At 71.4% G+C, this 22477-nt stretch carries 23 protein-coding genes; 10 read left to right on the forward strand and 13 right to left on the reverse strand.

The annotated features are described in order from the left end of the window. The first annotated feature begins 153 nt into the window (after positions 1-153). From ACIG5F_RS13475 to ACIG5F_RS13485, 3 genes are all read left to right on the forward strand, one after another. Positions 154-1452: an IniB N-terminal domain-containing protein gene (locus ACIG5F_RS13475; protein ID WP_396517925.1), complete on the forward strand. Its 1299-nt coding sequence runs from the start codon at positions 154-156 to the stop codon at positions 1450-1452. Positions 1453-1587: 135 nt separating this feature from the next. Then, positions 1588-3333 carry a dynamin family protein gene (locus ACIG5F_RS13480; protein WP_396517926.1) on the forward strand — a complete coding sequence of 582 codons (1746 nt, stop codon included), beginning with the start codon at positions 1588-1590 and terminating at the stop codon, positions 3331-3333. Continuing rightward, positions 3330-4484 (forward strand): hypothetical protein, encoded by a 1155-nt coding sequence (locus ACIG5F_RS13485; RefSeq protein ID WP_396517927.1) that lies wholly within the window; start codon positions 3330-3332, stop codon positions 4482-4484. Before ACIG5F_RS13480 ends, ACIG5F_RS13485 begins: the two co-directional genes overlap by 4 nt. On the opposite strand, the gene ACIG5F_RS13490 is transcribed toward ACIG5F_RS13485, so the two are convergent. Continuing rightward, entirely contained in the window at positions 4470-5066 is a 597-nt protein-coding gene (locus ACIG5F_RS13490) for a TetR/AcrR family transcriptional regulator (protein WP_396517928.1), read from the reverse strand. The genes ACIG5F_RS13485 and ACIG5F_RS13490 overlap by 15 nt on opposite strands. A 95-nt stretch (positions 5067-5161) precedes the next feature. On the opposite strand from ACIG5F_RS13490, the gene ACIG5F_RS13495 reads away from it, so the two are divergent. After that, complete coding sequence (locus ACIG5F_RS13495; protein ID WP_396517929.1) at positions 5162-6328, forward strand: cytochrome P450; 1167 nt, start codon at positions 5162-5164, stop codon at positions 6326-6328. Positions 6329-6399: 71 nt separating this feature from the next. Then, complete coding sequence (locus ACIG5F_RS13500) at positions 6400-7152, forward strand: dioxygenase (RefSeq protein ID WP_396517930.1); 753 nt, start codon at positions 6400-6402, stop codon at positions 7150-7152. A 16-nt stretch (positions 7153-7168) separates the two neighbouring features. Here ACIG5F_RS13500 and ACIG5F_RS13505 read toward each other — a convergent pair whose 3' ends face one another. Together ACIG5F_RS13505 and ACIG5F_RS13510 are read right to left on the reverse strand one after the other, a co-directional pair. Beyond that, the gene (locus ACIG5F_RS13505; RefSeq protein WP_396517931.1) at positions 7169-9535 is read right to left on the reverse strand and encodes a glycoside hydrolase family 3 C-terminal domain-containing protein; all 2367 of its coding nucleotides are present in this window, start codon (positions 9533-9535) and stop codon (positions 7169-7171) included. Between the two features lie 192 nt (positions 9536-9727). Further along, a complete protein-coding gene (locus tag ACIG5F_RS13510; protein ID WP_396517933.1) occupies positions 9728-10501 on the reverse strand; it encodes a DUF742 domain-containing protein in 774 nt (257 codons plus the stop codon). A gap of 215 nt (positions 10502-10716) precedes the next feature. On the opposite strand from ACIG5F_RS13510, the gene ACIG5F_RS13515 reads away from it, so the two are divergent. Together ACIG5F_RS13515 and ACIG5F_RS13520 are read left to right on the forward strand one after the other, a co-directional pair. Then, complete coding sequence (locus tag ACIG5F_RS13515; RefSeq protein ID WP_396517934.1) at positions 10717-12303, forward strand: PHP domain-containing protein; 1587 nt, start codon at positions 10717-10719, stop codon at positions 12301-12303. Beyond that, a complete protein-coding gene (locus tag ACIG5F_RS13520; RefSeq protein ID WP_396517935.1) occupies positions 12300-12731 on the forward strand; it encodes a hypothetical protein in 432 nt (143 codons plus the stop codon). Before ACIG5F_RS13515 ends, ACIG5F_RS13520 begins: the two co-directional genes overlap by 4 nt. Here ACIG5F_RS13520 and ACIG5F_RS13525 read toward each other — a convergent pair. Beyond that, positions 12641-13870, reverse strand: a complete 1230-nt coding sequence (locus tag ACIG5F_RS13525; protein ID WP_396517936.1) for an MFS transporter — start codon at positions 13868-13870, stop codon at positions 12641-12643. The genes ACIG5F_RS13520 and ACIG5F_RS13525 overlap by 91 nt on opposite strands. 121 nt (positions 13871-13991) lie before the next feature. On the opposite strand from ACIG5F_RS13525, the gene ACIG5F_RS13530 reads away from it, so the two are divergent. The 3 genes from ACIG5F_RS13530 to ACIG5F_RS13540 are packed head-to-tail and all read left to right on the forward strand — an operon-like array spanning position 13992 to position 15605. Continuing rightward, positions 13992-14429, forward strand: coding sequence for a MarR family winged helix-turn-helix transcriptional regulator (locus ACIG5F_RS13530; protein WP_396517938.1), 438 nt, complete (start codon positions 13992-13994; stop codon positions 14427-14429). A gap of 44 nt (positions 14430-14473) precedes the next feature. Beyond that, complete coding sequence (locus ACIG5F_RS13535; RefSeq protein WP_396517939.1) at positions 14474-14827, forward strand: BlaI/MecI/CopY family transcriptional regulator; 354 nt, start codon at positions 14474-14476, stop codon at positions 14825-14827. Further along, positions 14820-15605, forward strand: a complete 786-nt coding sequence (locus tag ACIG5F_RS13540; protein ID WP_396517940.1) for a M56 family metallopeptidase — start codon at positions 14820-14822, stop codon at positions 15603-15605. Before ACIG5F_RS13535 ends, ACIG5F_RS13540 begins: the two co-directional genes overlap by 8 nt. On the opposite strand, the gene ACIG5F_RS13545 is transcribed toward ACIG5F_RS13540, so the two are convergent. From ACIG5F_RS13545 to paaC, 9 genes are all read right to left on the reverse strand, one after another. Then, a complete protein-coding gene (locus tag ACIG5F_RS13545) occupies positions 15602-15802 on the reverse strand; it encodes a helix-turn-helix transcriptional regulator (protein WP_396518104.1) in 201 nt (66 codons plus the stop codon). The genes ACIG5F_RS13540 and ACIG5F_RS13545 overlap by 4 nt on opposite strands. A gap of 37 nt (positions 15803-15839) precedes the next feature. Further along, on the reverse strand, positions 15840-16667 hold the full coding sequence (locus ACIG5F_RS13550; protein ID WP_396517941.1) for an ABC transporter permease: 828 nt from the start codon (positions 16665-16667) through the stop codon (positions 15840-15842). Beyond that, positions 16664-17563, reverse strand: a complete 900-nt coding sequence (locus tag ACIG5F_RS13555; protein WP_396517942.1) for an ABC transporter ATP-binding protein — start codon at positions 17561-17563, stop codon at positions 16664-16666. The genes ACIG5F_RS13550 and ACIG5F_RS13555 overlap by 4 nt, the downstream gene beginning before the upstream one ends. Before the next feature lie 76 nt (positions 17564-17639). Beyond that, the gene (locus tag ACIG5F_RS13560) at positions 17640-18422 is read right to left on the reverse strand and encodes a siderophore-interacting protein (protein ID WP_396517943.1); all 783 of its coding nucleotides are present in this window, start codon (positions 18420-18422) and stop codon (positions 17640-17642) included. 14 nt (positions 18423-18436) lie between these two features. Then, the gene (locus ACIG5F_RS13565; protein WP_396517944.1) at positions 18437-19033 is read right to left on the reverse strand and encodes an ESX secretion-associated protein EspG; all 597 of its coding nucleotides are present in this window, start codon (positions 19031-19033) and stop codon (positions 18437-18439) included. A gap of 54 nt (positions 19034-19087) precedes the next feature. Next, a complete protein-coding gene (locus ACIG5F_RS13570) occupies positions 19088-19660 on the reverse strand; it encodes a hypothetical protein (RefSeq protein ID WP_396517945.1) in 573 nt (190 codons plus the stop codon). Between the two features lie 425 nt (positions 19661-20085). Next, positions 20086-21138, reverse strand: a complete 1053-nt coding sequence (gene paaE, locus ACIG5F_RS13575) for a 1,2-phenylacetyl-CoA epoxidase subunit PaaE (protein WP_396517946.1) — start codon at positions 21136-21138, stop codon at positions 20086-20088. Then, positions 21139-21630: a 1,2-phenylacetyl-CoA epoxidase subunit PaaD gene (gene paaD, locus ACIG5F_RS13580; protein ID WP_396517947.1), complete on the reverse strand. Its 492-nt coding sequence runs from the start codon at positions 21628-21630 to the stop codon at positions 21139-21141. Then, positions 21624-22469 (reverse strand): 1,2-phenylacetyl-CoA epoxidase subunit PaaC, encoded by an 846-nt coding sequence (gene paaC / locus ACIG5F_RS13585; protein ID WP_396517949.1) that lies wholly within the window; start codon positions 22467-22469, stop codon positions 21624-21626. Before paaC ends, paaD begins: the two co-directional genes overlap by 7 nt. Between the last annotated feature and the right edge of the window lie 8 nt (positions 22470-22477).

The following is a 22477-nucleotide window of genomic DNA, read 5'->3' on the forward strand; positions in this document are numbered from 1 at the left end:
AGCCCGATCCCTAGTGCTCGGGCCGACAGGACTGGGAGTGATCCCGGATGGCGTACGGGCGGCGAGCCCCTACGGTTCGTCTCCATCACGGCGCAGACCGTGACTCTCCCCGTCAAGTCCCCCGATGGAAGTCAGGAGCACCACCCCATGGCCATGACGCTGCAAGCCTTCACCCTGAAGCTGCTCAGCGACCCCGCTTCGCTGACGCAGTTCGTGAGCAACCCCGAGGGTGTTCTGCAGACCGCTGGCCTCGGCGACATCACCGCCGCCGACGTGCACGAGATCCTGCCGCTCGTGATGGACTACGCGCCGACCCACGTGGTCGAGGCGTTCGAGCAGACCGTCGCCGGCGCGGTGCCGGGTCTGCCCTCGCTGCCGGGCACCGGCGGCGCCATCGACACCCTCCAGCAGCTGGCCCACCAGCTGACCAGCGCCCTCCCGGTCGGCAGCCTGCCCGTTGGCGGCCTGCCCGTCGGCGACCTGCCCGTCGGCGACCTGCCCGTCGGCGCTCTCCCGGTCGACGGTCTCACCGGTGCTCTTCCCGTGGACGGCCTCACCGGCGCGCTGCCGGTCGACGGCCTGACCGGCGCTCTTCCCGTGGACGGCCTCACCGGCGCCCTGCCGGTCGACGGCGTCGCCCGCGCCCTCCCGGTCGACGCCCTGACCGGCGCCCTCCCGGTGGCCGGCCTGCCCACCGCCGGCCTGCCCACCCTGCCCAACCTGCCGCTGGACGGCCTCACCGCCGCCATCCCGGCCGTCCCGGGCCTGCCCACCGTGCCGGGCCTGCCGGCCGACCCGACCGCGCTGGTCGACCAGGTCCGCGGCGTGGCCGCCAACCCGGCCCGCTCCCTGGACCAGGTCCAGCAGCTGGCCGCCCAGGTGCCGGTCGTCGCCCACGGCGGCATCCCGGCCGTCCCGACCGCCGAGACCCTGGTCGGCACCGTCGGCTCGGTGACCGCCACCGCGGACGCCGACATCACCAAGACGCTGGACACCACCACCCACACCGTCGCCGGTGTCGCCGGCGGCGTGCCGGTGGCCGGCAAGGTCGTGGCCGACGCCAGCGGCCACGTCACCACCGCGGTGCACTCGGTCGACGTGGACGGCCTGACCAAGGTGGTGGCCGGCACGGCCAACAACATCACCGACATCACCAAGATCGCCGCCGGCGACCCGATCCACGTGGTCACCGGCATCGCGCACGACCCGATCAGCGCCGCGACCAGCGTCGCGAACGTGTCCCACACCCTGGACACGGTCAACACGGTGGCCAACACGGTGCACGGCGACCAGGTGCTCCAGCACGTGGGCGACGTGGCCGACACCACGGTCAAGGACCTGAACATCGGCTCCGACAACCACATCGGCGACATCGGCAACATCAACCTGGGCGGCGTGCACGTCAACGACGTGACCCACAACCTCGACGCCTCCCACCTGCCCGGCTTCTGATCCTGTCCGGATCTCTGATCGGCACAGCTCCGAACGTCGGCATGTGATCTCCAGGCCGGGCCCGCTCCCTCAGCGTGGGCCCGGCCTGGTGTGCATCACCCGATCGGAAAGGACACAATCTTTCGGGTGATGACCATGACGGCCCTCGATGTGATCGACGAGGCGCTCCGACAGCCGGCCATCGGCCGCCGGCGCGACCTGACCAGCAGGCTCAGCCGCCTGCGGGGCAGACTCGCCGACCCGGCGATCCGGGTCGTCGTGGTCGGTGGTCTCAAACAGGGCAAGAGCCAGCTGGTCAACGCCCTGCTGGGCGTGTCGGTGTGCCCGGTGCACGACGACGTGGCCAGCGCCGCCCCCGCGGTGATCCGGCACGCCGAGCAGGCCTGGGCGGCGGTGGTGCGGCCCGGGCAGCAGCGGCTGGAGTCGGTCGGCCTTGAGCAGGTCGCCCAGGAGATCAGCGGCGGGCAGGTGGTCCGGGCCGAGATCGGGGTGCCCCGGGCGGTGCTGTCCGGCGGCCTGGTCATCGTCGACACTCCCGGTGTGGACGGCCTGCGGTCCGAGCACACCAGCCGCACCCTGGCCGAGCTGGCCGAGGCCGACGCGGTGCTGGCGGTGACCGACTCGCTGACCGAGCTCTCCCCCACCGAGCTGCAGTTCCTGCGGTTCGCCACCACCATCTGCCCCAACGTGCTCGGGGTGCTGACCAAGACCGACATGAGCCCGCGCTGGCGGTCGCACCTGGAACGCGACCGGATGATGCTGGCCGAGGCCGGGCTGGCCATCCCCCTGGTCGCGGTGTCCTCGGTGCTGCGCGAGCGGGCCCTGTCCACCGGCAGCACCGCGGTCAACGAGGAATCCGGTTTTCCCGCCCTGGTGGGATACCTGGAGAACACGGTCAAGGCCCAGGCCGGGTTGCTGGCCCGCCGGTCGGCCTCGGAGGCGATCCTGGCCGTGACCGAGCAGGCCTCGCTCGGGCTGCGGGCCGAACTGTCCACACAGGACCCGTCCTCGCTGGCCGGGCTGGAGGACGCCCAGCGCGCGGCCGAACTGCTGCGCCGGCAGTCCTCGCGGTGGCAGAACATGCTGATGGACGGCATGGCCGACCTGATGTCCGATGTGGACCACGATCTGCGCGAGCGGACCCGGATCATCCTGCGGCACACCGACGAGGCCTTCGACAAGGCCGATCCGGCCAAGACCTGGGAGCAGTTCGGCGACTGGCTGGCCGACAAGCTCACCGACGCCGTGCTGCGCAACTACGACTGGACCGTGGAGCGCACCCACTGGCTGGCCCAGCGCATCGCCGAGCAGTTCGACGAGGAGAGCCGCGGCACCCTGCCGGAACTGGGTTTCCGCGATCCGGCCTCGGTGCTGGAGCGGCTGGGCGGGCTGCACACCCCGGACCTGGCCCCGCCCGGCATCGCCAACAAGGCGATCACGGGCCTGCGCGGCTCGTACAGCGGCATGCTGATGTTCGGCCTGCTGACCAGCCTGCTGGGCATGGGGCTGGTGAACTTCGTGTCCGTCGGCGCCGGCGCCGTGATGGGCGCGAAGACGTTGCAGGAAGATCGGGACATGCAGCTCAAACGCCGTCAGGCCGTGGCCAAGACGGCGGTGCAGCGGCACGTCGACGAGCTGGTGTTCCAAGTGGGCAAACACAGCCGGGACGCGCTGCGGCAGGTGCAGCGGCGGTTGCGGGACCACTTCACCGAGCAGGCCGAGCAGTTGCAGGACGCGCTCAGCGACTCCATCCGGCGGGCCCGCGAGCTGGCCACCGCCGACCTGCAGGCCCGCAACCAGCGCAACCAGACCATCACCGAGGAGATCAACACATTGGTGGCGCTCCGGCAGCGTGCCCAGGCCCTGGCGCTGACCTCATGATCACCCAGGAGGTGCTCACCGAGGACGCCCGGGCCATGCTGGAGTGGGCCCTGCGCCTGTACCGCGGCAGCGTCAAGGCGGTGAACTTCCTCACCCAGCAACGGCAGCTGTTCGACGAGCCGCTGCGGGTCGGCGTCACCGGCCGAGCCAAGGCCGGCAAGTCGACCCTGCTGGACGCCTTGGACGAGGACGACTTCGTCGAGGGGCACACGTCCGATGTGGACGCCGTGCTGCACCTGACCGGGCCGGTGCGGGCCGAGGACCGGCAGGCCCTCCAGGGCAATCCGATTCCGGTCAACACGATCGTCGTGCTGTCGCGGGCCGACGAGCTCGGCGGCGGCCGGGTCGACGCCATGACCTCGGCCAAGATGGTCGCCCGGCGGCTGCGGGCCGAGCCCGAGCTGGGCGAGCTGTGCCAGGATGTCGTTGCCGTGGACGGACTTCTGGCCGTCGCCGGCCGCACCCTGACCGACGCCGAGTTCGACACCCTGGCCGCCCTGGCCGCGCTGCCCCGGGAGGAGCTCGACGAGCTTCTCCTGTCCACCGACCGGTTCCTCAACCCGTCGCTGGAAGATGTCGTGCTGCGGCAGGGTTTGCTGGAACGGCTCGGCCTGTTCGGCGTGCGCCTGTCCACCACCCTGGTGCGCCGCGGCTACGGCGATCCCAGCCGCCTGGCCACGGAACTGGTGCAGCGCAGCGGTTTGAACGACCTTCGGCTGGCGGTCCAACGCCACTTCACCGAGCGCGCCCCGGTTTTGAAGGCCCGCTCGGCTCTGGTCGCCGTCGAGACCGTGCTGCGGGCCGAACCCCGCCCCGACGCCCGGGGCCTGCACGCCGAGGTCGAGCGGATCCAGGTCACCACCCAGGACTTCCGCGAACTGCGCCTGCTGGCGGCGTTGCAGACCGGCCGCGTCGAGCTCCCCAGCGAGATCGCCGCCGAAGCCGAACGCCTGCTCGGCCGGGGCGGCACCAGCCCCGCCAGCCGCCTCGGCCTCGACGACGACCAGGACCACCTCCAGCTCGCCCTCGGCGTCCTGGACCGCTGGCAGGCCTACGCCTCCAACCCCGTGTGGCGCCGCGCCCAGACCGACGCCGCCAAGACCGTGGTCCGCACCTGCGAAGGCATCATCGACACCCTAGCCCGCCGCTGAACCGGCGTGGTGGTGGTAGAGGGGGAGGACCAGGTCGTCGATGATCTCGGTGATGGTGGTGTCGTCGACGAGGACGCCGTAGAGCAGGGTTTCGCTGCGCAGGAGGTCGAAGGGCAGGCGCAGGACGCGGTCGCTGATCTGGTCGGTGGCCAGTTCGCCGCGGGCGACGGCGCGGGCGAGCAGGGGGCGGAGGAGCTGGACGACCTCGTCCTGACGGAGACGGCCGCGGAGTTCCTCGAAGACCTCGGGGTCGCGGAAGGTCTCGGTGATCAGGCCGGGCAGGGTGTCGCCGGGCATGCGGGTGTAGCGGCGGATGCCGCGGCCGACGATCTCCAGCAGGTCGCCGCGTAGCGAGCCGGTGTCGACGTCCTCGTTCTGCAGCGGCAGGTTGTGGGCGAGGGCGGCGATCACCAGCTTGGCCCGGGTGGGCCAGCGGCGGTAGATCACCGGCTTGCTGGTGCCGGCCCGCACGGCCACGTTCTCCATGGTCAGCTTGGGGTAGCCGACCTCGAGCAGCTCGGCCCACGCGGCGGTGAGCAGCGCGTGTTCCAGTTCCTCGCCGCGTCGTCGAGCGCCGGACATGGGGCTCCCGATTAGATCCGTTGCGTTTCTTGTCCGGGGAGTCTAGCCTCGAAATGAAGATACTGTACGTTTCTTAAAGCAGTGGGGGAACACTCATGACCGACACCATCCCGGATCTCCAGCTGACCCGCTCCTGCCCGTTCGACCCGCCGGACGGGGCGGCTGAGCTGCGCGAACGCGGACCGGTGAGCCAGGTCCGGCTCTACGACGGCAGCACCGCCTGGCTGGTCACCGGCCACGCCGAGGCCCGCGCGCTGCTGTCCGACCCGCGCGTGTCGTCCGACCGAGGCCGGCCGGGCTTCCCGTCGCCGGCGCCGCTGCCGGCGATGAACCGGCCGACCAACATGAACGCCACGCTGGTCGCCAACGACCCGCCGGTGCACACCCGCCTGCGGCGCATGGTGATCCCGTCCTTCACGGTCCGCAAGATCAACGCCCTCAGGCCCAGGATCGAGCGCATCGTGACCGAGCGGCTGGACGCGATGATCGCCGCCGGGCCGCCGGCCGACCTGCTGGCCGGCTTCGCGCTGCCGGTGCCGTCCACGGTGATCTGCGAACTGCTGGGCGCGCCCTACGAGGACCACGAGTTCTTCGAGGAGCAGTCCCGCCGCCGGCTCGACGCCGACGGCCTGGCCCTCCAGAACCTGATCAAGTACCTGCACGAGCTGGTGGGCAGGAAGATCGAGAACCCGGGCGAGGGCCTGCTCGACGACCTCGTCGCCGAGCAGCTGGCCGAGGGCCACCTCGACCAGGCCGAGCTGGCCACCCTGGGCATGGTGATGCTGATCGCCGGCCACGACACCACGTCCACCATGATCTCGCTGGGCACGATGCTGCTGCTGGACAACCCCGAGCAGCTGGCCAAGGTCCGCGCCGACGAGGCGGCGGTCCCGGCGGCCGTGGAGGAGCTGCTGCGCTACCTGACTATCGCCGGCATGCTGCCCCGCCAGGCCACCGAGGACATCGAGCTCGGCGGCGTGACGATCAAGGCCGGCGACGGCGTGCTGGTGGCCAGCGCCATCGCCGACCGTGAGCAGTCCGACGAGCTGGACGTGGCCAACCCGATGCGCCACCACCTGGCCTTCGGCTTCGGCATCCACCAGTGCCTCGGCCAGAACCTGGCCCGGGCCGAGCTGGAGATCGCCTTCACCCAGCTGTTCCGCCGCATCCCGACGCTGCGGCTGGCCGTGCCGGTGGACGAGGTGCCGCGGCGGCCGATGGGCGCGCTGTCCGGGGTGACCGAGCTGCCGGTCACCTGGTAGCTGTACTTGAAATTTGAACTACCTCCCGCCTATCCTGTTGAAAGTTCAACAACTAGGCGGGAGGTTGTCCCATGCGTCTGCCCACCCTGTACCTCAGCCACGGCGCGCCGCCGCTGGCCGACGACGAGCTGTGGACCGGCCAGCTGGCCGCGTGGTCGAAGGACCTGCCCAAGCCCAAGGCGATCCTGATGGTCTCGGCGCACTGGGAGGAGGCCCCGCTGAGCCTGTCGGCGACCACCACCGTGCCGCTGGTCTACGACTTCTGGGGCTTCCCGCAGCGCTACTACGACGTGCGGTACGCCGCCCCCGGCGCGCCGCAGCTGGCCGACCGGGTCCGTCAGCTCCTCGGCGCCTCGGTGCACGACGTCCCCGACCGGGGCCTCGACCACGGCGCGTACGTGCCGCTGGTGGAGATGTACCCGGACGCCGACGTGCCGGTGCTGCAGATGTCCATGCCCACGCTGGATCCCGAGCGGCTGATGGAGATCGGCCGCAAGCTCGCGCCGCTGCGCGACGAGGGCGTGCTGATCATCGGCAGCGGCTTCTTCACCCACAACCTGCGGGCGCTGCGGGCCGAGGGCACGCCGACGTGGTCGACCGAGTTCGACGACTGGGGCCACCGGGCCCTGGACAGCGGCGACCTGGACTCATTGCTGGACTTCGAGAACAAGGCCCCGGCCGGGCGCATGGCCCACCCCCGCACCGAGCACTTCGCGCCGCTGTTCGTCACGCTCGGCGCGGGCGAGGACGAGCTGTCCACGCAGCGCACCGTGATCGACGGCTTCTGGCTCGGCCTGGCCAAGCGCTCGATCCAGATCGGGTGAGCCCGGGCTTGCGGACTCAGGCGAAGGCGATCCTGGTGATCCACGGTCCTTTCTCCGGGAACACCACGAAGAAGTCGCCGACCTCGTCGGCCGGCATCAGCGACCCGGTGGCCACGGCGTACCGGCGGCGGTCGGTGGTCGGCGGCACCAGCACGGTGCCCAGCAGCCGGCCGTCCGGCGCGCCGGCCCGCAGCTCCACCGACACCGGCTCGTCGCCGTCGTTGGACGCGGTGACGCTCCAGCTGCGGCAGCCGGTCGGGTCGTAGCCGAGCAGGCCGAGCCAGCCGCCGTCCTTGACCGCCGACACCACCGGGCCGGTCTCGGTGGACATGTCGACCAGCGCCAGCCCCATCGACTCGTCGTAGCAGTGGGCCTTGACCGAGGTCCGCGCCAGCGCACGGGGCGCGAGCGTCTTGCCGTGCACGTCGAGAACGGCGCTGGCGGCCGGTTTCGCCGACGAGCCGCCGACAAAAACCTCGTGCAGCGCGGTTTCCACCGTCCACTTGTCCCCGTTGACGTCCCAGAAGCACAGGTCGGCGGCGCGCAGCCGGAACGTGACGGTCTGGCTGCCCCGGGCCGGCACGAGCACCTTCCTGAAGTCCCGCAACACCTTTCGCGGCTGCCGCACCTGCGAGTTGAGCTGGCGGGTGTAGAGCTGGACGATCTCGTGGCAGTCGCGGAACCCGGTGTTGCGGACCCGAACGGTCACGGTGACGCTGCCCTTGGCGTCGATCACCCGGGCGCTCAGGTCCAGGTTGTCGTACTCGAACGTGGTGTAGGTCAGGCCGTGGCCGAAGGGGTACAGCGGCTCGGCCTCCTGGTACAGGTACGTGCCGCCGGCCTGGATCAGGTCGTAGTCCAGGGTGGGCGGCAGGTCCTCGTCGCCGCGCGGCCAGGTCTGCGGCAGCCGCCCGGACGGGGCGTGGTCGCCGAACAGGATCTCCGCGGTCGCCCGGTCGCAGGCCTGGCCCGGGTGCGCGCTCCACAGGATCGCCGGCAGGTAGGTGTCCTCCCAGCGCAGCGCGTACGGATAGCCGCTGCGCACGACCAGCACCACGTTGGGGTTGGCGGCCCGCACGGCGCGGATCAGTTGGTGTTGCTGCGGCGGCAGTTCCAGCGTCGACCGGTCTCCCTCGTCCAGCTCGGGATGGCCGCCAACGGCCAGCACCACGACGTCGGCCTCGCGGGCCAGCGCCACCGCGTCGGCGATGCCGTGGGTCACCCGCTGCCACTCCAGCGGCTGACCGTCCACAGTGGTCACTTCGCCGTCCGGGCCGGTGATCGCGTCCACCACCATGGTCTCGGATTCCAGCGTGTACCGGCCGTGCCGCCACTCCGTCAGCTCGAACTCGCCGTCCAGCCCGGCCACGGTGACCCGGTCCGAACCGCTCACGTGCTGCGCGGTGACCCGCCGGCCCAGCTCGGCCGCCAGCCCCTCGCCGTGCGGGCCGATGACGGCCAGCCGCATGCCCGGCCCGACCAGCAGCGGCAGCAGGCCGTCGTTGCGCAGCAACACGATCGACTCGCGGGCGGCCCGCTGCACCAGCTCCCGGTGCCCCGGCCGGTCCACGATCACCGGGCCGGTGCTGGAGGCCAGCAGTTGCAGGCGCAGCATCAGCATCCGGCGGGCCGCGGCGGTGATCAGCGGCTCGGTGATCTCGCCCCGGTGGTAGGCCTCGGTGATCTCCTCGACGGTGTCGCCGCCGCCCAGGAAGGCGTCGGCCCCCAGCCGCAGCGCCAGCGCCTGGCCGCCGGAGGTCAGCGGCCGGTCCGGCAGCTTCTCGCTCCAGATCGCCGCCTCGCCGTCGCTCCAGCCCCGCACCACGAACCGCACCAGCTGCGCGGCCAGCGCCGGGTAGTCCTCCATCAGCAGCTGGGACAGCACCACCCCGGCCCCGCCGCCGGTCTCGAACACCGCGCGGCACACCGGCAGCTCGTACTCGTTGAACACCCGCAGGTTGAAGCCGGGCGCCACCGAGCAGCGGCCCATGTCCACGTGCCGCAGCACCGGCACCGTCTTGGGGTGGGCCCGTTCCGGGCCGCGCATGCCCAGCGCGTACACCGTGGCCAGCTTGGAGCACAGCAACGGGTCCTCGGCGAATCCGCCGTCGTTGTCGGCCTGCCGCGGGTCGTAGGACGGGTAGGCGACCGGGACCTCCCGGACCAGCCCGCCGGTCGCGCGGACCTCGTCGGCGATCGCGGCCCCGATGCGGGCCACCAGTTCCGGGTCCCAGCTGCTGCCCAGCGCGAGCGGCGGCGGGAAGTCCGACTCGATGCCCTCGGTGGCGCCGCGCACCGTCAGGTCCGCGGCCGGCAGGCCGAGCCGCGGCAGCGCGGGCTGGGCCTGCTGAGTGAGTTGGATCTTCTCCGCTAAGCTGAGCATCGCGACAAGATCATCGGCGACCTGTCGCGGGGTCGGCTCGTGCTGCGGGCCCGTGTCGGCGAGTCGGAACGTGGCCAGCCCCTTTCCTCGCCTCGGCTGCCGCCTGGATGGCTGGTCTGCCGGGACTCCGTTCGGCGGAGTAGCCGAGAACTTTTCACGCCTTCCTGACGGTCGTCAAGCGTTACCGACGGGTCACAGTCTGCGCAGACCGGCCAGCACCCGGGCCAGCAGCGCCTCGTCCGGGCGGCTGTCTCCGGTGAACACCGTAAGCACTCCCAGCTCGATGAGGTCGTCGATCAGGACACGGGCCACGCCCAGCGGCGCCGGCAGCGCGGCCGCGACCTCGGCGACCGAGCGGGTCTGCTCGCAGAGCTCCACGATGCGTCGGTGTTCCATGACGAGTACTACGTCAGGATTGCGCACGGAGATCAGTGTTTCCAGCCTCAGTTCCCGACTCGCCTCGGTCCGGCCGCCGGTCCGCGCGTAAGGGCGCACCAACGAGCTGGGCTCCTCGCCGGGACCGAGGTCGTCCCACGCCAAGTCGTCCTCGGGATAGGCCGGCGGCGGAGGCGGCGCCGACCGGGGCGGCATCGGCAGCGCCTGGGTGCTCAGCGCCTCGTCCGGCTCCTCGCGCGGGCCGCCGTTGAGCCACTCGTCGTAGCGCTGCTCGTCGACGGCCGGCTCAAGGCCACGCGGCGGCTCGCCCCGCGGCCGTTCGGCCGGCGGCTCCTCGTCGGGACCGCGCTGCCAGCGCCAACGGGCCCGCGACGACCCGAACCGCGCGCCGGTTCTCCCGATCTCGGGAGCCAACTCGTGCTGGCCAGTGTCGTGCTGGCCCGACTCCTCCGGCTCGGGTAGCTCCGGTTCGCGCTGTTCCACGGCCGGTTCGACGTCCTCCCACCGGTCGCGGTTGCGCGCCGACCCGAAGCGAGCTCCGGTCCGACCGACCTCCACCACGAGGCTCACGATAGGACCGTGCGCAAGGTCTCCCGTGTCGGCGAGGTTTCGACTCTGTTCGTTCCAGGTGAACCGCCCCGAGTTCAGCCCGCGGACACGCGCCGGCCATCTCCGGCTCCTAGCGTCCGGCCGGCCACAGCGGGTGTGCGCAGACCTGAGGAGACGCCGTGCACGAGCACCACCACCATCACCACCACCATGGCGACACGCCCGATTATGCCGACATGTCCGTTCAGGAACGGGAACTCCGCCCCCTGGACGTGAGCCGCAGACGGTTCCTGCGCAACGCCGGCCTGCTCGGCGCGACGGTCGCCGGCGCGGGCGCGCTGACCGCCGGCACGGCGTCCGCCAGCCCCACCTGGGACAGCCCCGGCCGCTACCAGTGGCTGGCCGGCGACCACCACATCCACACCCAGTACTCCAACGACGCCATGTACACCGTGGAGCAGCAGGTCGCCGGGGGCGTGCGCAACGGCCTGGACTGGATGGTCATCACCGACCACGGCTACCTGGCCCACGAGAAGTACGCGGTGCAGCAGACCTACGCCGACGTGCTGGCGTCCCGGCGGAAACACCGGGGGCTGCTGCTGTGGCAGGGCCTGGAGTGGAACACCCCGGCCGCCGAGCACGCCACGGTGTTCTTCGACTGCTCGCACGACGAAGCCCAGATGCTGCAAACGTTCGAGCGGCTGTTCGACGGCAACGTGAACGGCACCAACCCCAGTTCCCCGGCCAACGAGCTGGCCGCCGTGCAGGGCCTGCGCTGGCTGGACGCCCAGGTCAGGGCCGGCAAGATCAACTCGGCGCTGTTCCTGGCCAACCACCCGTCCCGCAACGGCCGGCTGTCCCCGCACGAGCTGCGCAACTGGCGTGACACCGCCCCGCACATCGCCGTCGGCATGGAGGGCTCCCCCGGCGCCCAGGCCGACAGCACGCCCGTGGCGCTGGGCGGCAACGGCGCGGCCCGCGGCGGCTACTCCAACAGCCCCGGCGTCGACTCGTGGCCCGGCTATCCGCTGGAGCTCTACCGCACCCACGGCGGCTTCGACTGGATGACCGCCAAGCTCGGCGGCCTGTGGGACTCGATGCTGGCCGAGGGCAAGGGCTGGTGGATCACGTCCAACTCGGACTCGCACCGCAACTTCGGCGACACGCTGACCAGCCCCTCCCCCGACGCCGACTACAACGCCACCGGCAAGCACCTGGACCCGGTCGATTCCGGCGTGAAGCACAGCTGGGCCGACTTCTGGCCGGGCCAGTACTCGCGGACCGTCGTCGGGGCCACCGACCGCAGCTACCGCGCGGTGATGGACGGCATCCGCAACGGCCGGGTGTGGGTGGCCATGGGCGGGCTGCTCGCCGGTCTCGAGGTCACGGTGTTCTCCGACGAGGGCGGTTGGCCGGTCACCCTGGGTGGGCGGACGACGGTTCGGCGCGGCGGCAACGTGACGGTGTTGATCGTGGCCCGGCTGGCGACCCGGCCCAACGCCGGCGGCAGCGTGCCGAAGCTGGCTCGCCTGGACCTGATCCAGGGCCAGGTCACCGGGCCGGTCGCCGACCGCGACACTTTCGCCACGCCGAACGTGCGGGTCGTCGAATCTTTCGAGACGCGGCGCGGGTTCGTGCCCGTGGCTGTCTTCCAGCACACTTTCCGCAACGTGCGGGCCCCGTTCTACGTGCGGCTGCGCGGCACGGACGGCAACGTGCACGCCGATGGCTCGATCGAGCCTCGCATGGACCCGGCCGGCGGCGTGGACCCCTGGAGCGACCTGTGGACGTACTCGAATCCGATCTTCGTGGACGTCCGGTGACGCTCTACTCCTCCGACGGCGGGCACCGGGACCGACACGAGGCCGAGCACTACGCCTTGGAGCTGGCCCCTTCGGCCACCCTGTTGTGCACGCAGGTAGTGCGGGAACCGTCCCCGCACCACGCCGTGTGGTTCGAGTCGGACGGGCCCGCGGACTTCGCCGTCGTGTCGTCCCGCGAGGGCGGTCGTGCGTTCCGGTTCCCGGGTCAGGACGCTTTGCACGGTTCGCTGTCGGTTCGGGACCTGGTCGCGGCGAGCGCGATCGACCGTGTCGTCGGTGTCGGTTGCAGCGTCGCCGACGACACGGTCGTGGACACGCGGGACTACGTGCGCCCGGTCTACGCCGACGGGCTGCTCACGCTGCACGTCACGCCGGCCGCCGCGGGCTCGGTCGTGCCGTTGGAGGTCGAGGGCGGCCACGTCTGCTGACGGCGCTCCAGCAGGCCGGAGGCCACCGCGACGACCAGGCCGCCCAGGGCGAGCACCGCGCCGATCCAGTTCGGCGCGGTGTAGCCCAGGCCGGCGTCGATGGCCACGCCGCCCAGCCACGCGCCGAAGGCGTTGCCGAGGTTGAACGCCGCGATGTTCGCCGTCGAGGCCAACGCCGGCGCCCCGTCGGCTTGCTGCATCACCCGGGTCTGAAGGCCCGGGACCGTGGCGAAGCCGATGGCGCCGAACAGGAACAGGGTGATCGCCGCTGGGATCTGGGCGTGCGCGGTGAAGACGAACACCACCAGGATCACGGCCAGGGCGGCCAGGATGACGTACAGGCTGGGCATGAGCCTGCGGTCGGCCGCCTTGCCGCCGATCAGGTTGCCGACCACCAGGCCGACGCCGAACAGCACCAGCAGCCAGGTCACCGCGCCGTTCGAGTAGCCCGCGACCTGGGTCATCATCGGCGCGATGTAGGTGAACGCCGCGAACACCGCGCCGAAGCCCAGCGCCGTCATGGCCAGCGCCAGCAGCACCTGCGGCCGCTTGAACACCGCCAGCTCGCCGCGTAGGCCCCGGCCGGGCTCCAGCGGCTGCTTCGGCACCAGGAACGCCACGCCGAGCAGGCCGACCACGCCGAGCGCCGTCACCGCCCAGAACGTCGACCGCCAGCCGAAGGCCTGCCCCAGGGCCGTGCCGCCGGGCACACCGAGCACGTTGGCCACCGTCAGGCCCGTGAACATCAGCGCGATCGCGCTGGCCTGCTTGGCCGCCGGGACCAGGCTGGCCGCCACCACCGAGCCGACCCCGAAGAACGCCCCGTGGGCCAGCGCCGCGACCACGCGGCCGGTCAGCAGCAGGGCGTAGCTGTGGGCCACCGCCGAGATCAGGTTGCCGGCGATGAACAGCACCATCAGGCCCAGCAGCAGGTTCTTGCGCGGTATCCGGTTGCCGGCGACCGTCAGCAGCGGCCCCCCGACGACCACGCCCAGGGCATAGCCGGAGATCAGCAGCCCCGCCGTCGGAATCGTGACGTGCAGGTCGGTCGCGACCTCCGGCAGCAGGCCCATGATGACGAACTCGGTCGTGCCGATGCCGAATGCGCTGACCGCCAGGGCGAGCAGGGCGACGGGCATGATCTTCCCTTCCCAGTACACTGAATTAGCGAGCTTCCGCAATAGTTGCAGACGCTTGATAATGTTGCACGCAAGGATGCCCCAGGCATGTCGACGCGGGCAAGCCGAGGAGGAGTGAGCCGTGACACTGGCCGACGAGGACGTCCGCCGCGCGCAGGGCTGGTGCACGCTGGCGGCGCTGCACAACCGCATCGAGGACCGGCTGGAACGGGCGCTCCAGGCCTCGCACGAGCTGTCGGTGCGGGAGTACGGCGTGCTGCTGACCCTGTCCACCCAGCAGGAGCACCACCTTCGGATGAACCAGCTGGCCGACGCCGTGGTGCTCAGCCAGTCGGCCACCACCCGGCTGGTCAACCGGCTGGAGGACCGGGGGCTGCTGCGCCGCTACCTGTGCCCCACCGACCGGCGCGGCATCTACACCGAGGTCACCGAGGCCGGCTTCGCGCTACTGGAGGCCGCGCGCCCGGTCAACGACGGCGAGCTGGAGCGCGCCCTGGCCGAGGCCGAGCGCAACCCCGAGTTCGCGCCGCTGGTCCGTGCCCTCATCGCGCGGAGTTGACTTCGCCCGTACAGGTATGTGGTCTTTCGCCGTAGATTGTCCCGATGCGACGCAGATCCGGGGAGCTCGAGTCGGAGGTGCTGGCGGCGCTGTGGGCCGCCGACGGGCCGATGACCCCGGCCCAGGTGCAGGCCGAGCTGGGCGGCTCGCTCGCGTACACCACGGTGGTCACGATCCTGTCCCGCCTGCACGACAAGGGCGTGGCTGCACGGGAGAGGCAAGGTCGGGCGTACGCCTACTCCCCAGTGCAGGACGAACCCGGGATTGTGGCCGGGCGGATGCGTAAGCTCCTCGACGCCGAGCCGGACCGGCGCACTGTGCTGGCCCGGTTCGTGACCGATCTCGGCGAGGAGGACGAAGTGCTGCTGCGACAACTGCTCGCGGACTCGGATGGATGACGGCGCGCTGGTGCCCCTGCTGGCGCCGATGCTGGCCTGGCTGTTGGTCTGCTGCCGGTCGTGGCCGCCGCGCCCGACCAGCTGGCTGATCGCCGGGATCTCGGTGCTGCTGGCCGTGTCCAGCACCGTGACCCTCGCCGTCACCTCGGTGACCTCGTTCCTCGGCGGCGACCCGCGTCTGGGCGCGGTCCTGGCTGCTCTCTTTGTCGCCGCAACCGGTTCCGGGGCGATCGCCGCCTGGCACCGGCGCACCGCGTGGCGGATTCCCGTTGACGGGCTGGCCATCCTGCCCGACGACGAGCCCCTGGCCTACGCCCTGCCCGGCGGCGTCGTGGTCTCCCGCGGCATGGTCCGGGCCCTGCACGCCGACCAGCGCCGAGCATTGTTAGCCCACGAACGAGCCCACGTTTCCCTGCGCCACCACCGCTTCGTGCTGTTCGTCGACCTCGCCAGCGCCGCCCAGCCCCTGCTGTGGCCGCTGCGGGCCGTCGTTCGGTACACAGTGGAGCGTTGGGCCGACGAGGTCGCCGCCGACGCCATCGGTGACCGCGTGCTCACCGCCCGTGCCGTCGCCACCGCCGCCCTCGCCGCCCGCCACTCCCGGCTTTCCGTTGCCGCCCTTGGCGTTTCCGCCGGCCCCGTCCCCCAGCGGGTGGCCGCCCTGCTCACCCCCGCCCGCCCCCGCTACCGCTTCCTGGCCCTGCTCACCCTGCTGGTCGCCGCCCTGGTCGCCGCCGAGGCGCTCGAGGCCGTGATCGACCTCCTGCAACAGCTTTAGGCCTCGCTGCCGATCCTCGGAAACGGCGTGGTGGAGAAGACGACCTCGACCGGCACCTCGAAGTACTCGGCGATGCGCAGCGCCAGATAGAGGCTGGCGCTGTACTCGCCGCGTTCGAGGTAGCCGACGGTCTGGTAGTGCACGCCCAGCGCCTCCGCGAGCTGGCGGCGGCTGATGCCCCGCTCGGCCCGCAGCATGGCGATGCGGTTGTGCACCGTCTCGGTCGTCCGTGCCTCAGCCAACTCGCCGTGTCGCCTTTCGGATCGGGGCGCCCGTGCCGCGCCGGGTCATGCGCCGCAGCACGGTCGGGGCCAGGACCAGTCCCAGCAGCGCCCACGCGCCGAGCACCGCGAAAGTCTGCCAGTCCCGCCACGAGTGCCCGATCTCCACCACCAGCGCCGAATCGGGCAGCAGCGCGGACCGCATTCCCAGGCCCAGCCAGTACATCGGGAACACCTGCGCAATCCACTGCACCCACTCGGGCAGCACGGTGATCGGGAACAGGATGCCGGACACGCCGGTCAGCGCCAGGATCGGGATGGAGATGACGACGGACACGCGGGCGTTGGGGAACAGCGAGCCGAGCACGCCGCCGATGGGCAGCGTCGCGAACAGCCCCAACACGGTCACCAGCACGAGCTTCAGCCAACCGCTGCCGCCGCGCAAGGCCACGTCGTCGAACAGCAGCAGCCCGTACACCAGCAGGATCACCACCGCCACCAGCGCGAAAACAGAGGCGACCAAGGTCTTCCCGGTCAGGTAGGCCGCCATGCCGTTGGGCAGCGCCTTGGCCCGCAGCAGCGTGCCGTCCTCCCGGTCGGCGGCCAGGCCCGTGCTCATCAGGGTCAGGCCGCTGGAGGTCAGGCTCGAGCCGATCACGCCCGTCAGCATCATCGCGCCCAGGGACACCGTGCTGCCGCCCACCGGGACGTAGCGCAGAAACGCGATCACCGCCATGAAAACGGTGACCGGCAGGAACAACTGGAGGATCTCCGCCGGAATGGTGAACATGTGCCGCAGCTCGATGCGGCCGCGGACCAGCCCGAGCCTGATCGCGTTCACCGGGTCACCTCCTCGAACTGGCGCACGGCCGCCTCGCCGGCGCCGGACTCGAAGTCCCGCACCAGCGCCATGTACGTGTCCTCCAGGCTGGCCCGGCGCACCTCGACATCGGCGATCTCCTCGCCGTACTGGGCGAGCAGCTCCCGCACGAACGCCGTGGGCTCGGTGCTGGGATGCACGAACCGCTCGCCGTGCCGGGTCCACCGCACCTCGGTGGCCGCGTCCACCCGGCGCGACAGGGCGTCGGGCGAGCCGTCGGCGATCACCTTGCCGCCGGCCAGGATCAGGATCCGGTCGGCCAGCTTCTCGGCCTCGGCCAGGTCGTGGGTGGTGAGCACGATGGTGGTGTCCTCGAAGTCGGACAGCTCGTGCACGAAGTCGTGGAAGTCGCGCCGTGACTCGGGATCGAAGCCGGCCGTGGGCTCGTCCAGGAACAGCAGCTCCGGCCGGCCGACGATGCCGACGGCCACGTCGAGCCGGCGCCGCTGGCCGCCGGACAGCGTGCTGATCCGCTGGTCGGCGTGGGCGGCCAGGCCGACCCGTTCGATCAGCTCGCCCGTCGGCCACGGCGTGCGATAGGGCCGGTAGTACCGGGCGAGGTGTGCGAGCAGTTCGCGCACCCGCCAGTGGCGGTGGTCGCGCCAGGACTGGAGCACTACCCCCAGCCTGGCGCGCCACTGTTCATCCGCGCGTGCCGGGTCCATGCCCAGCACGCTGACCTCGCCGGCCGAGCGCTTCCTGAATCCCTCCAGGATCTCGATCGTCGTGGTCTTGCCCGCCCCGTTCGGTCCGAGCAGGGCGAGCACCTCCCCCCGGTGGGCCTGGAACGTGACCCCGGTCAGCACATCGGCCGTGCCGTAGCGCATCCGCAGGTCACGAACGTCGAGCACGCTCATGAACCCCTCCCCCTGTCCAATGTCTCGGACAGAATGTAGCAGGTGTACTACATCCCGAGGAAGAGGTGCGACGGGCTCAGGACATGTCGATCTCCTCCTGGGTGGCGTTGACCCGCCAGTAGCCGCTGAAGGCGATCATGGCCCTGGCCACGCCGCGCTCGCCGATCAGATGCCGACGCAGGGCCTTGACCACCGAGGCCTCGCCGGCCAGCCAGGCGTACACCGGACCGGCCGGGAACTCGGCGTCCCGCACCGCGTCGACCAGTCCACTGTGGACCCAGCGGACGTCGACACCGGACGGACGGGCCAGCTCCTGCACCTCGTGCTCGTCGGCAACCTCGATGTAGGCCAAGGCTTTCGCGCCGGCCGGCAGCGCGGCCAGCGAGGCGGCGATGGCCGGTAGCGCGCTCTGGTCGCCGGCGAACAGCCGCCAGTCGTACGGGCCGGGCTCGGCCAGCTGGCTCGGCGACGGGCCGAGCAGGCCCACCACGTCGCCCGGCTCGGCGGCCGCGGCCCAGCTCGTCGCCGGGCCGCAGCCGTCCTCGTGCAGGAAGAAGTCGATGTCGATCTCGGCTGCCTCGGCGCGATGCTCGCGCACCGAGTAGGCCCGCATCCACGGCCGGATGTCCTCCGGCATCGCCATGTACGACCGGTACCAGCGCATCACATCGCCGTCCGCGGCCGGCTGCGGCACCCAGGGCCGCGGCTCGCCGTTGCGTCCGAAGAACAGCTTGACCTGCTGGTCCGGCGCCACGTCGGTGAAGTCGGCCAGCTCCGGGCCGCCGAAGGTGAGCCGCCGGGTGCGCGGCGTGACCTGACGCGCGCCGGTCACCGTGACCAGCTTGTACTGCTTCAGCATTGCCTTAGGTTAGCCTAAGCTAAGGCCAGCCGCAGCCGCCGTTCCAGCGCCGCTCCGTCGCCCGGCGAGTACTCGATCCGGGTCCGCCCGTCCTCCCCGCGGCTGGTCACCGCCAGATGCCGGCCCGCCTCCGTGTCGACCCAGCCGATGCAGTGGCCGTCGAGCACGAACGATCCCCCGCCCAGCCGCGGCTGCCCGTTCGGCTCGCCGTGCGCACCGGCCATGGCCGGCAAGCGCCCGACCAGCGCCGGCACGATCTCGTCACAGGGCACGAACTCGAAGCGGATGGCCTCGTCGCGCCGGGTCGCGAGCACGCCGCGGTCCACACCGAACACTCCCAGTGCCGTGAGCTGCTCCGCCCCGGCCGAGCCGAGCAGCCCGACCGCCGGCTCGCCCGTGCCGAACAGCGTCAACGTCTCGTGCAGCTCGGGCACGAACCTGTTGTCCCGCAACAGTCCCCGCCGTGCGAGGCTCGCTCCCACCTTGGCCTGCAAGGCTGTTCGGTTGATGCCGTTGCCGTAATACGGAAACGTGAACGGGAATCGACGGAGCGTGAGCCCCAACGCCTCCCCCACGGCGTCCAGCTCGGCGAAGGTGCACTCCAGTGCCACGACCCTCATCGTGACACGGGCCGGCCGGGCCCACGCGTGACTCTTTTCCGCCGCTCACCACTGTCCAAGCAGGAGGATCGCCGAGCCCGTCGCCGCCACCCCGATCAGCGCCCCCACGATCGTCTGGGCCACCGTGTGCTCCTTGAGCACCACCCGCGACCAGCCCACCGCCGCCACCGCCGCGAATCCCAGCATCCACCAGGGGCTGATCAGCGCCGCGAACGCCGTCACCGCCCCGCTGCCCACCGCCGCGTGCACGCTCACCTTCCAGGCCAGCGTCACCAGGAAGAGCGGGACCAGCACCGTCATCATCGCGATCAGGGCCCCCACCAGGATCGGCGGCGCCCCCAGCAGCGCGAACAGGACGATGCAGCCGCCCACCGACACCATCACCAGCGGGATCACCACCAGCCTCGCCTGCCGGGTGCGGACGTGCGGGTCGTGCCAGCTGCCCCGGGCGATGCCCAGCCGGATCACCACCCCCGGCACCACTCCCGCGAACACCACCGCCAGCAACGCCCAGGCCAGCCCCGTCGGTCCGCCCGTGCGCCACCCGATCACCACCAGCCCCGCGACCACCACGTTCTTCGGGTCCAGCACATCACTGACCGCCTTGGCGAGCCTCACCCCACCATGATCGACTTCCCGACCCCCGCGAGTCACGCTCAGCCGCACACCGAATGAATGAATCTGCCGTGGGCGATCGGCGCCGAGCAGCCCCCGAATCCACGCTACGCCCCAAACCTGGCAGCCCCAAACCTGGCAGCCCCGGCCGGGCAGCCCCGGCCGGGCAGCCCCGGCCGGGCAGCTCGCCACCCGGCGCCGGCCCGGCACTGCCAGGTTCGCCTGGTTGGATCGAAACCGGGGGCATCGTCGCACACCCGAGTCGAAGGCAGCCCCCGAATCCACGCTAGACCCCGAACCTGGCAATCCGGCTGCCGCACGGCGCCACGAGTCGAGCCGCCCCGAACGGACCAGTCGCGAGCAGCCGGGAGAGCGCCGGCCCGGCGTTGCCAGGTTCGCCTGGTTGGATTGATTCGGGGGCTGCTCGGTCAGGCGTCGAAGTCGATCTCGATGTGGTCGGAGGTGGGGAAGGTCTGGCAGGTGAGGACGAAGCCGGCGGCGACCTCGGCGGGTTCGAGGGCGAAGTTGCGGCGCATGTCCACGTCGCCGGTGACGACGCGGGCGCGGCAGGTGCCGCAGACGCCGCCCTTGCAGGCGAAGGGCAGGTCGGGGCGAACCCGCTGAGCCCCCTCGAGAATGGTCACGTCGCGGGGCAGCGTGACGTCGGTGGTGCGGCCGTCGAGCTGGACCTTGACCGATGAGCTGGGGCCCTCGACGCCGGGCTCGGCGTGCCGGACGGGCTCGGGCGGCAGGTCGTCGACGAAGAACAGCTCCTGGTGCACCCGCTCCCGAGGCACGCCGAGCTCGGCGAGCACGGCCTGGGCGTCGGTGACCATGCCGTACGGCCCACACAGCCACCAGTGGTCGACCTCGGCCACGTCGAGCAGCGCGGGCAGCAGGGCCCGAAGCTTGTCGGCGTCGAGACGGCCGGTGAACAGCTCGGCCTCGCGCGGCTCCCGGGACAGCACGTGCACCAGGTCGAGGTTCTCCCGGTTGGCGTCCTTGAGGTCGGCGAGCTCGTCGGCGAACATCACGGAGTCGGTGCGCCGGTTGCCGTACAGCAGCGTCGCGGACGACTTGCCCAGCACCGAGGAGGCGATCGACAGGATCGGCGTGATGCCGCTGCCGGCGGCGATCAGCACGTGATGGCCGGGCACATCGAGGTCGGGGCTGAACGACCCGCTCGGCGGCAGCACCTCGATGCGGTCGCCGGCCCGCACCTCGTGCACGAGCCACGGCGAGAAGGCCCCGCCGGGCACCTCGCGCACGCCGATGCGCGGCTTGGCGCCGGCCGGGGCGCAGATGGAGTACGAGCGCCGCTCCTCACGGCCGTCGATCTCCCGGCGCAGCGTCAGCGACTGCCCGGGTCGGAACGCGTACAGGTCGGTCAGCTCGCCGGGCACGTCGAAGGTGACGGCGACGGCGTCATCGCACAGTCGCTCCACTTCGGACACCGTGAGCGCGTGAAACGTGGTGGCCACTCAGATCTCCTTGACGTGCTCGAAAGGTTCGGCGCAGGACCGGCACTGCCGCAGCGCCTTGCACGCGGTCGCGCTGAACCCGGAAAGCTCGACGGTGTCGGCACTTCCGCAGCGCGGGCAGGCCACCACCCGCATGGATGGCCCGAGGGTCAACGGAATCGGGCCGGCCGGACGCCGAGGCGCGGCGCCGGGCGGGGCGATGCCGGCCTCGGCCAGCTTGCGCCGCCCGGACTCGGTGATCCAGTCGGTTGTCCAGGCCGGCTCCAGCACGACCTTGATCTCCACCTGCCGGTAGCCGGCCTCGTGCAGCCGGTGGTCGAGGTCGTCGCGCATGGCATCCATTGCCGGGCAACCGGTGTAGGTCGGGGTGATGGCCACGACCACCCGGTCGCCTTCGTCCACGACGGACCGCAGCACGCCCAGCTCGGCCAGGGTCAGCATCGGCAGTTCGGGGTCGGTCACCGTCTCGGCGACGGCCTGCGCGGTCACCATGTCGCACCCGGATGGGCCCGCGCGACGCTCTGCATCACGGCCAGCATCTCGGCCAGCGACTCGGTGTGCGAGCCGTCGCGGCCCAGAATCTCAACCGGGCCAACGGATTCCGGCTGCGCCAGCCCGGCGGCGTCGAGCACCTGGGTGATCACGGCGTCGAACTCGTCCCGGACCAGCACCGGATCGACCATGTCGGACGGGTGCGCGGCGAACAATTCGCCGACATACGGCCACACCGCCGCCAATCCGGCCTGCATGCGCTCGTGCGACAGCGGGGTGCCGTCGCCGAGCCGCACCACCCACTGCGCCGCGTAGTCACGGTGGTACGTGACCTCCTTGACGCCCTTGGCCGCGATCGCGGCCAACACCGGGTCCGCCGACAACACCAGGCGCTGCAACAACGCCAGCCGCCACGTGCTGAACGCCAGCAGCCGGGCCATGGAGAAGGCGAAGTCCCCGTTCGGCAACTCGACCAGCCGCACGTTCCGGTACTCCGGCGCGTCCCGCAGGAACGCGTAGTCGTCGTCGGAACGCTCGCTGCCGTCGGCCTTGCCGGCCCGGGTCAGCAGCAACCTGGCCTGCCCCAACAGGTCCAGCCCGATGTTGGCCAGGGCGACCTCGTCCTCCAGCTCCGGCGCCCGCGTGCACCACTCCTGCAACCGGTGCGACATCACCAGGGCGTCGTCGGCCAGCATCAGGCAGTACGCCGCCAGCCGCTCGGCGTCCACATCGGACGGAACGGTGGTGTCCATACCGGACAGTGGGTCGGCGAAGCCGGTCCCGAAGGCCCAGCGGGCGTCACCATCGGAACCCAGGGCCTCGTAAGCGTTGTCGAACATGGCCGCCT

The sequence above is a fragment of the Kutzneria sp. NPDC052558 genome (assembly GCF_044547355.1).
Lineage (GTDB): Bacteria > Actinomycetota > Actinomycetes > Mycobacteriales > Pseudonocardiaceae > Kutzneria.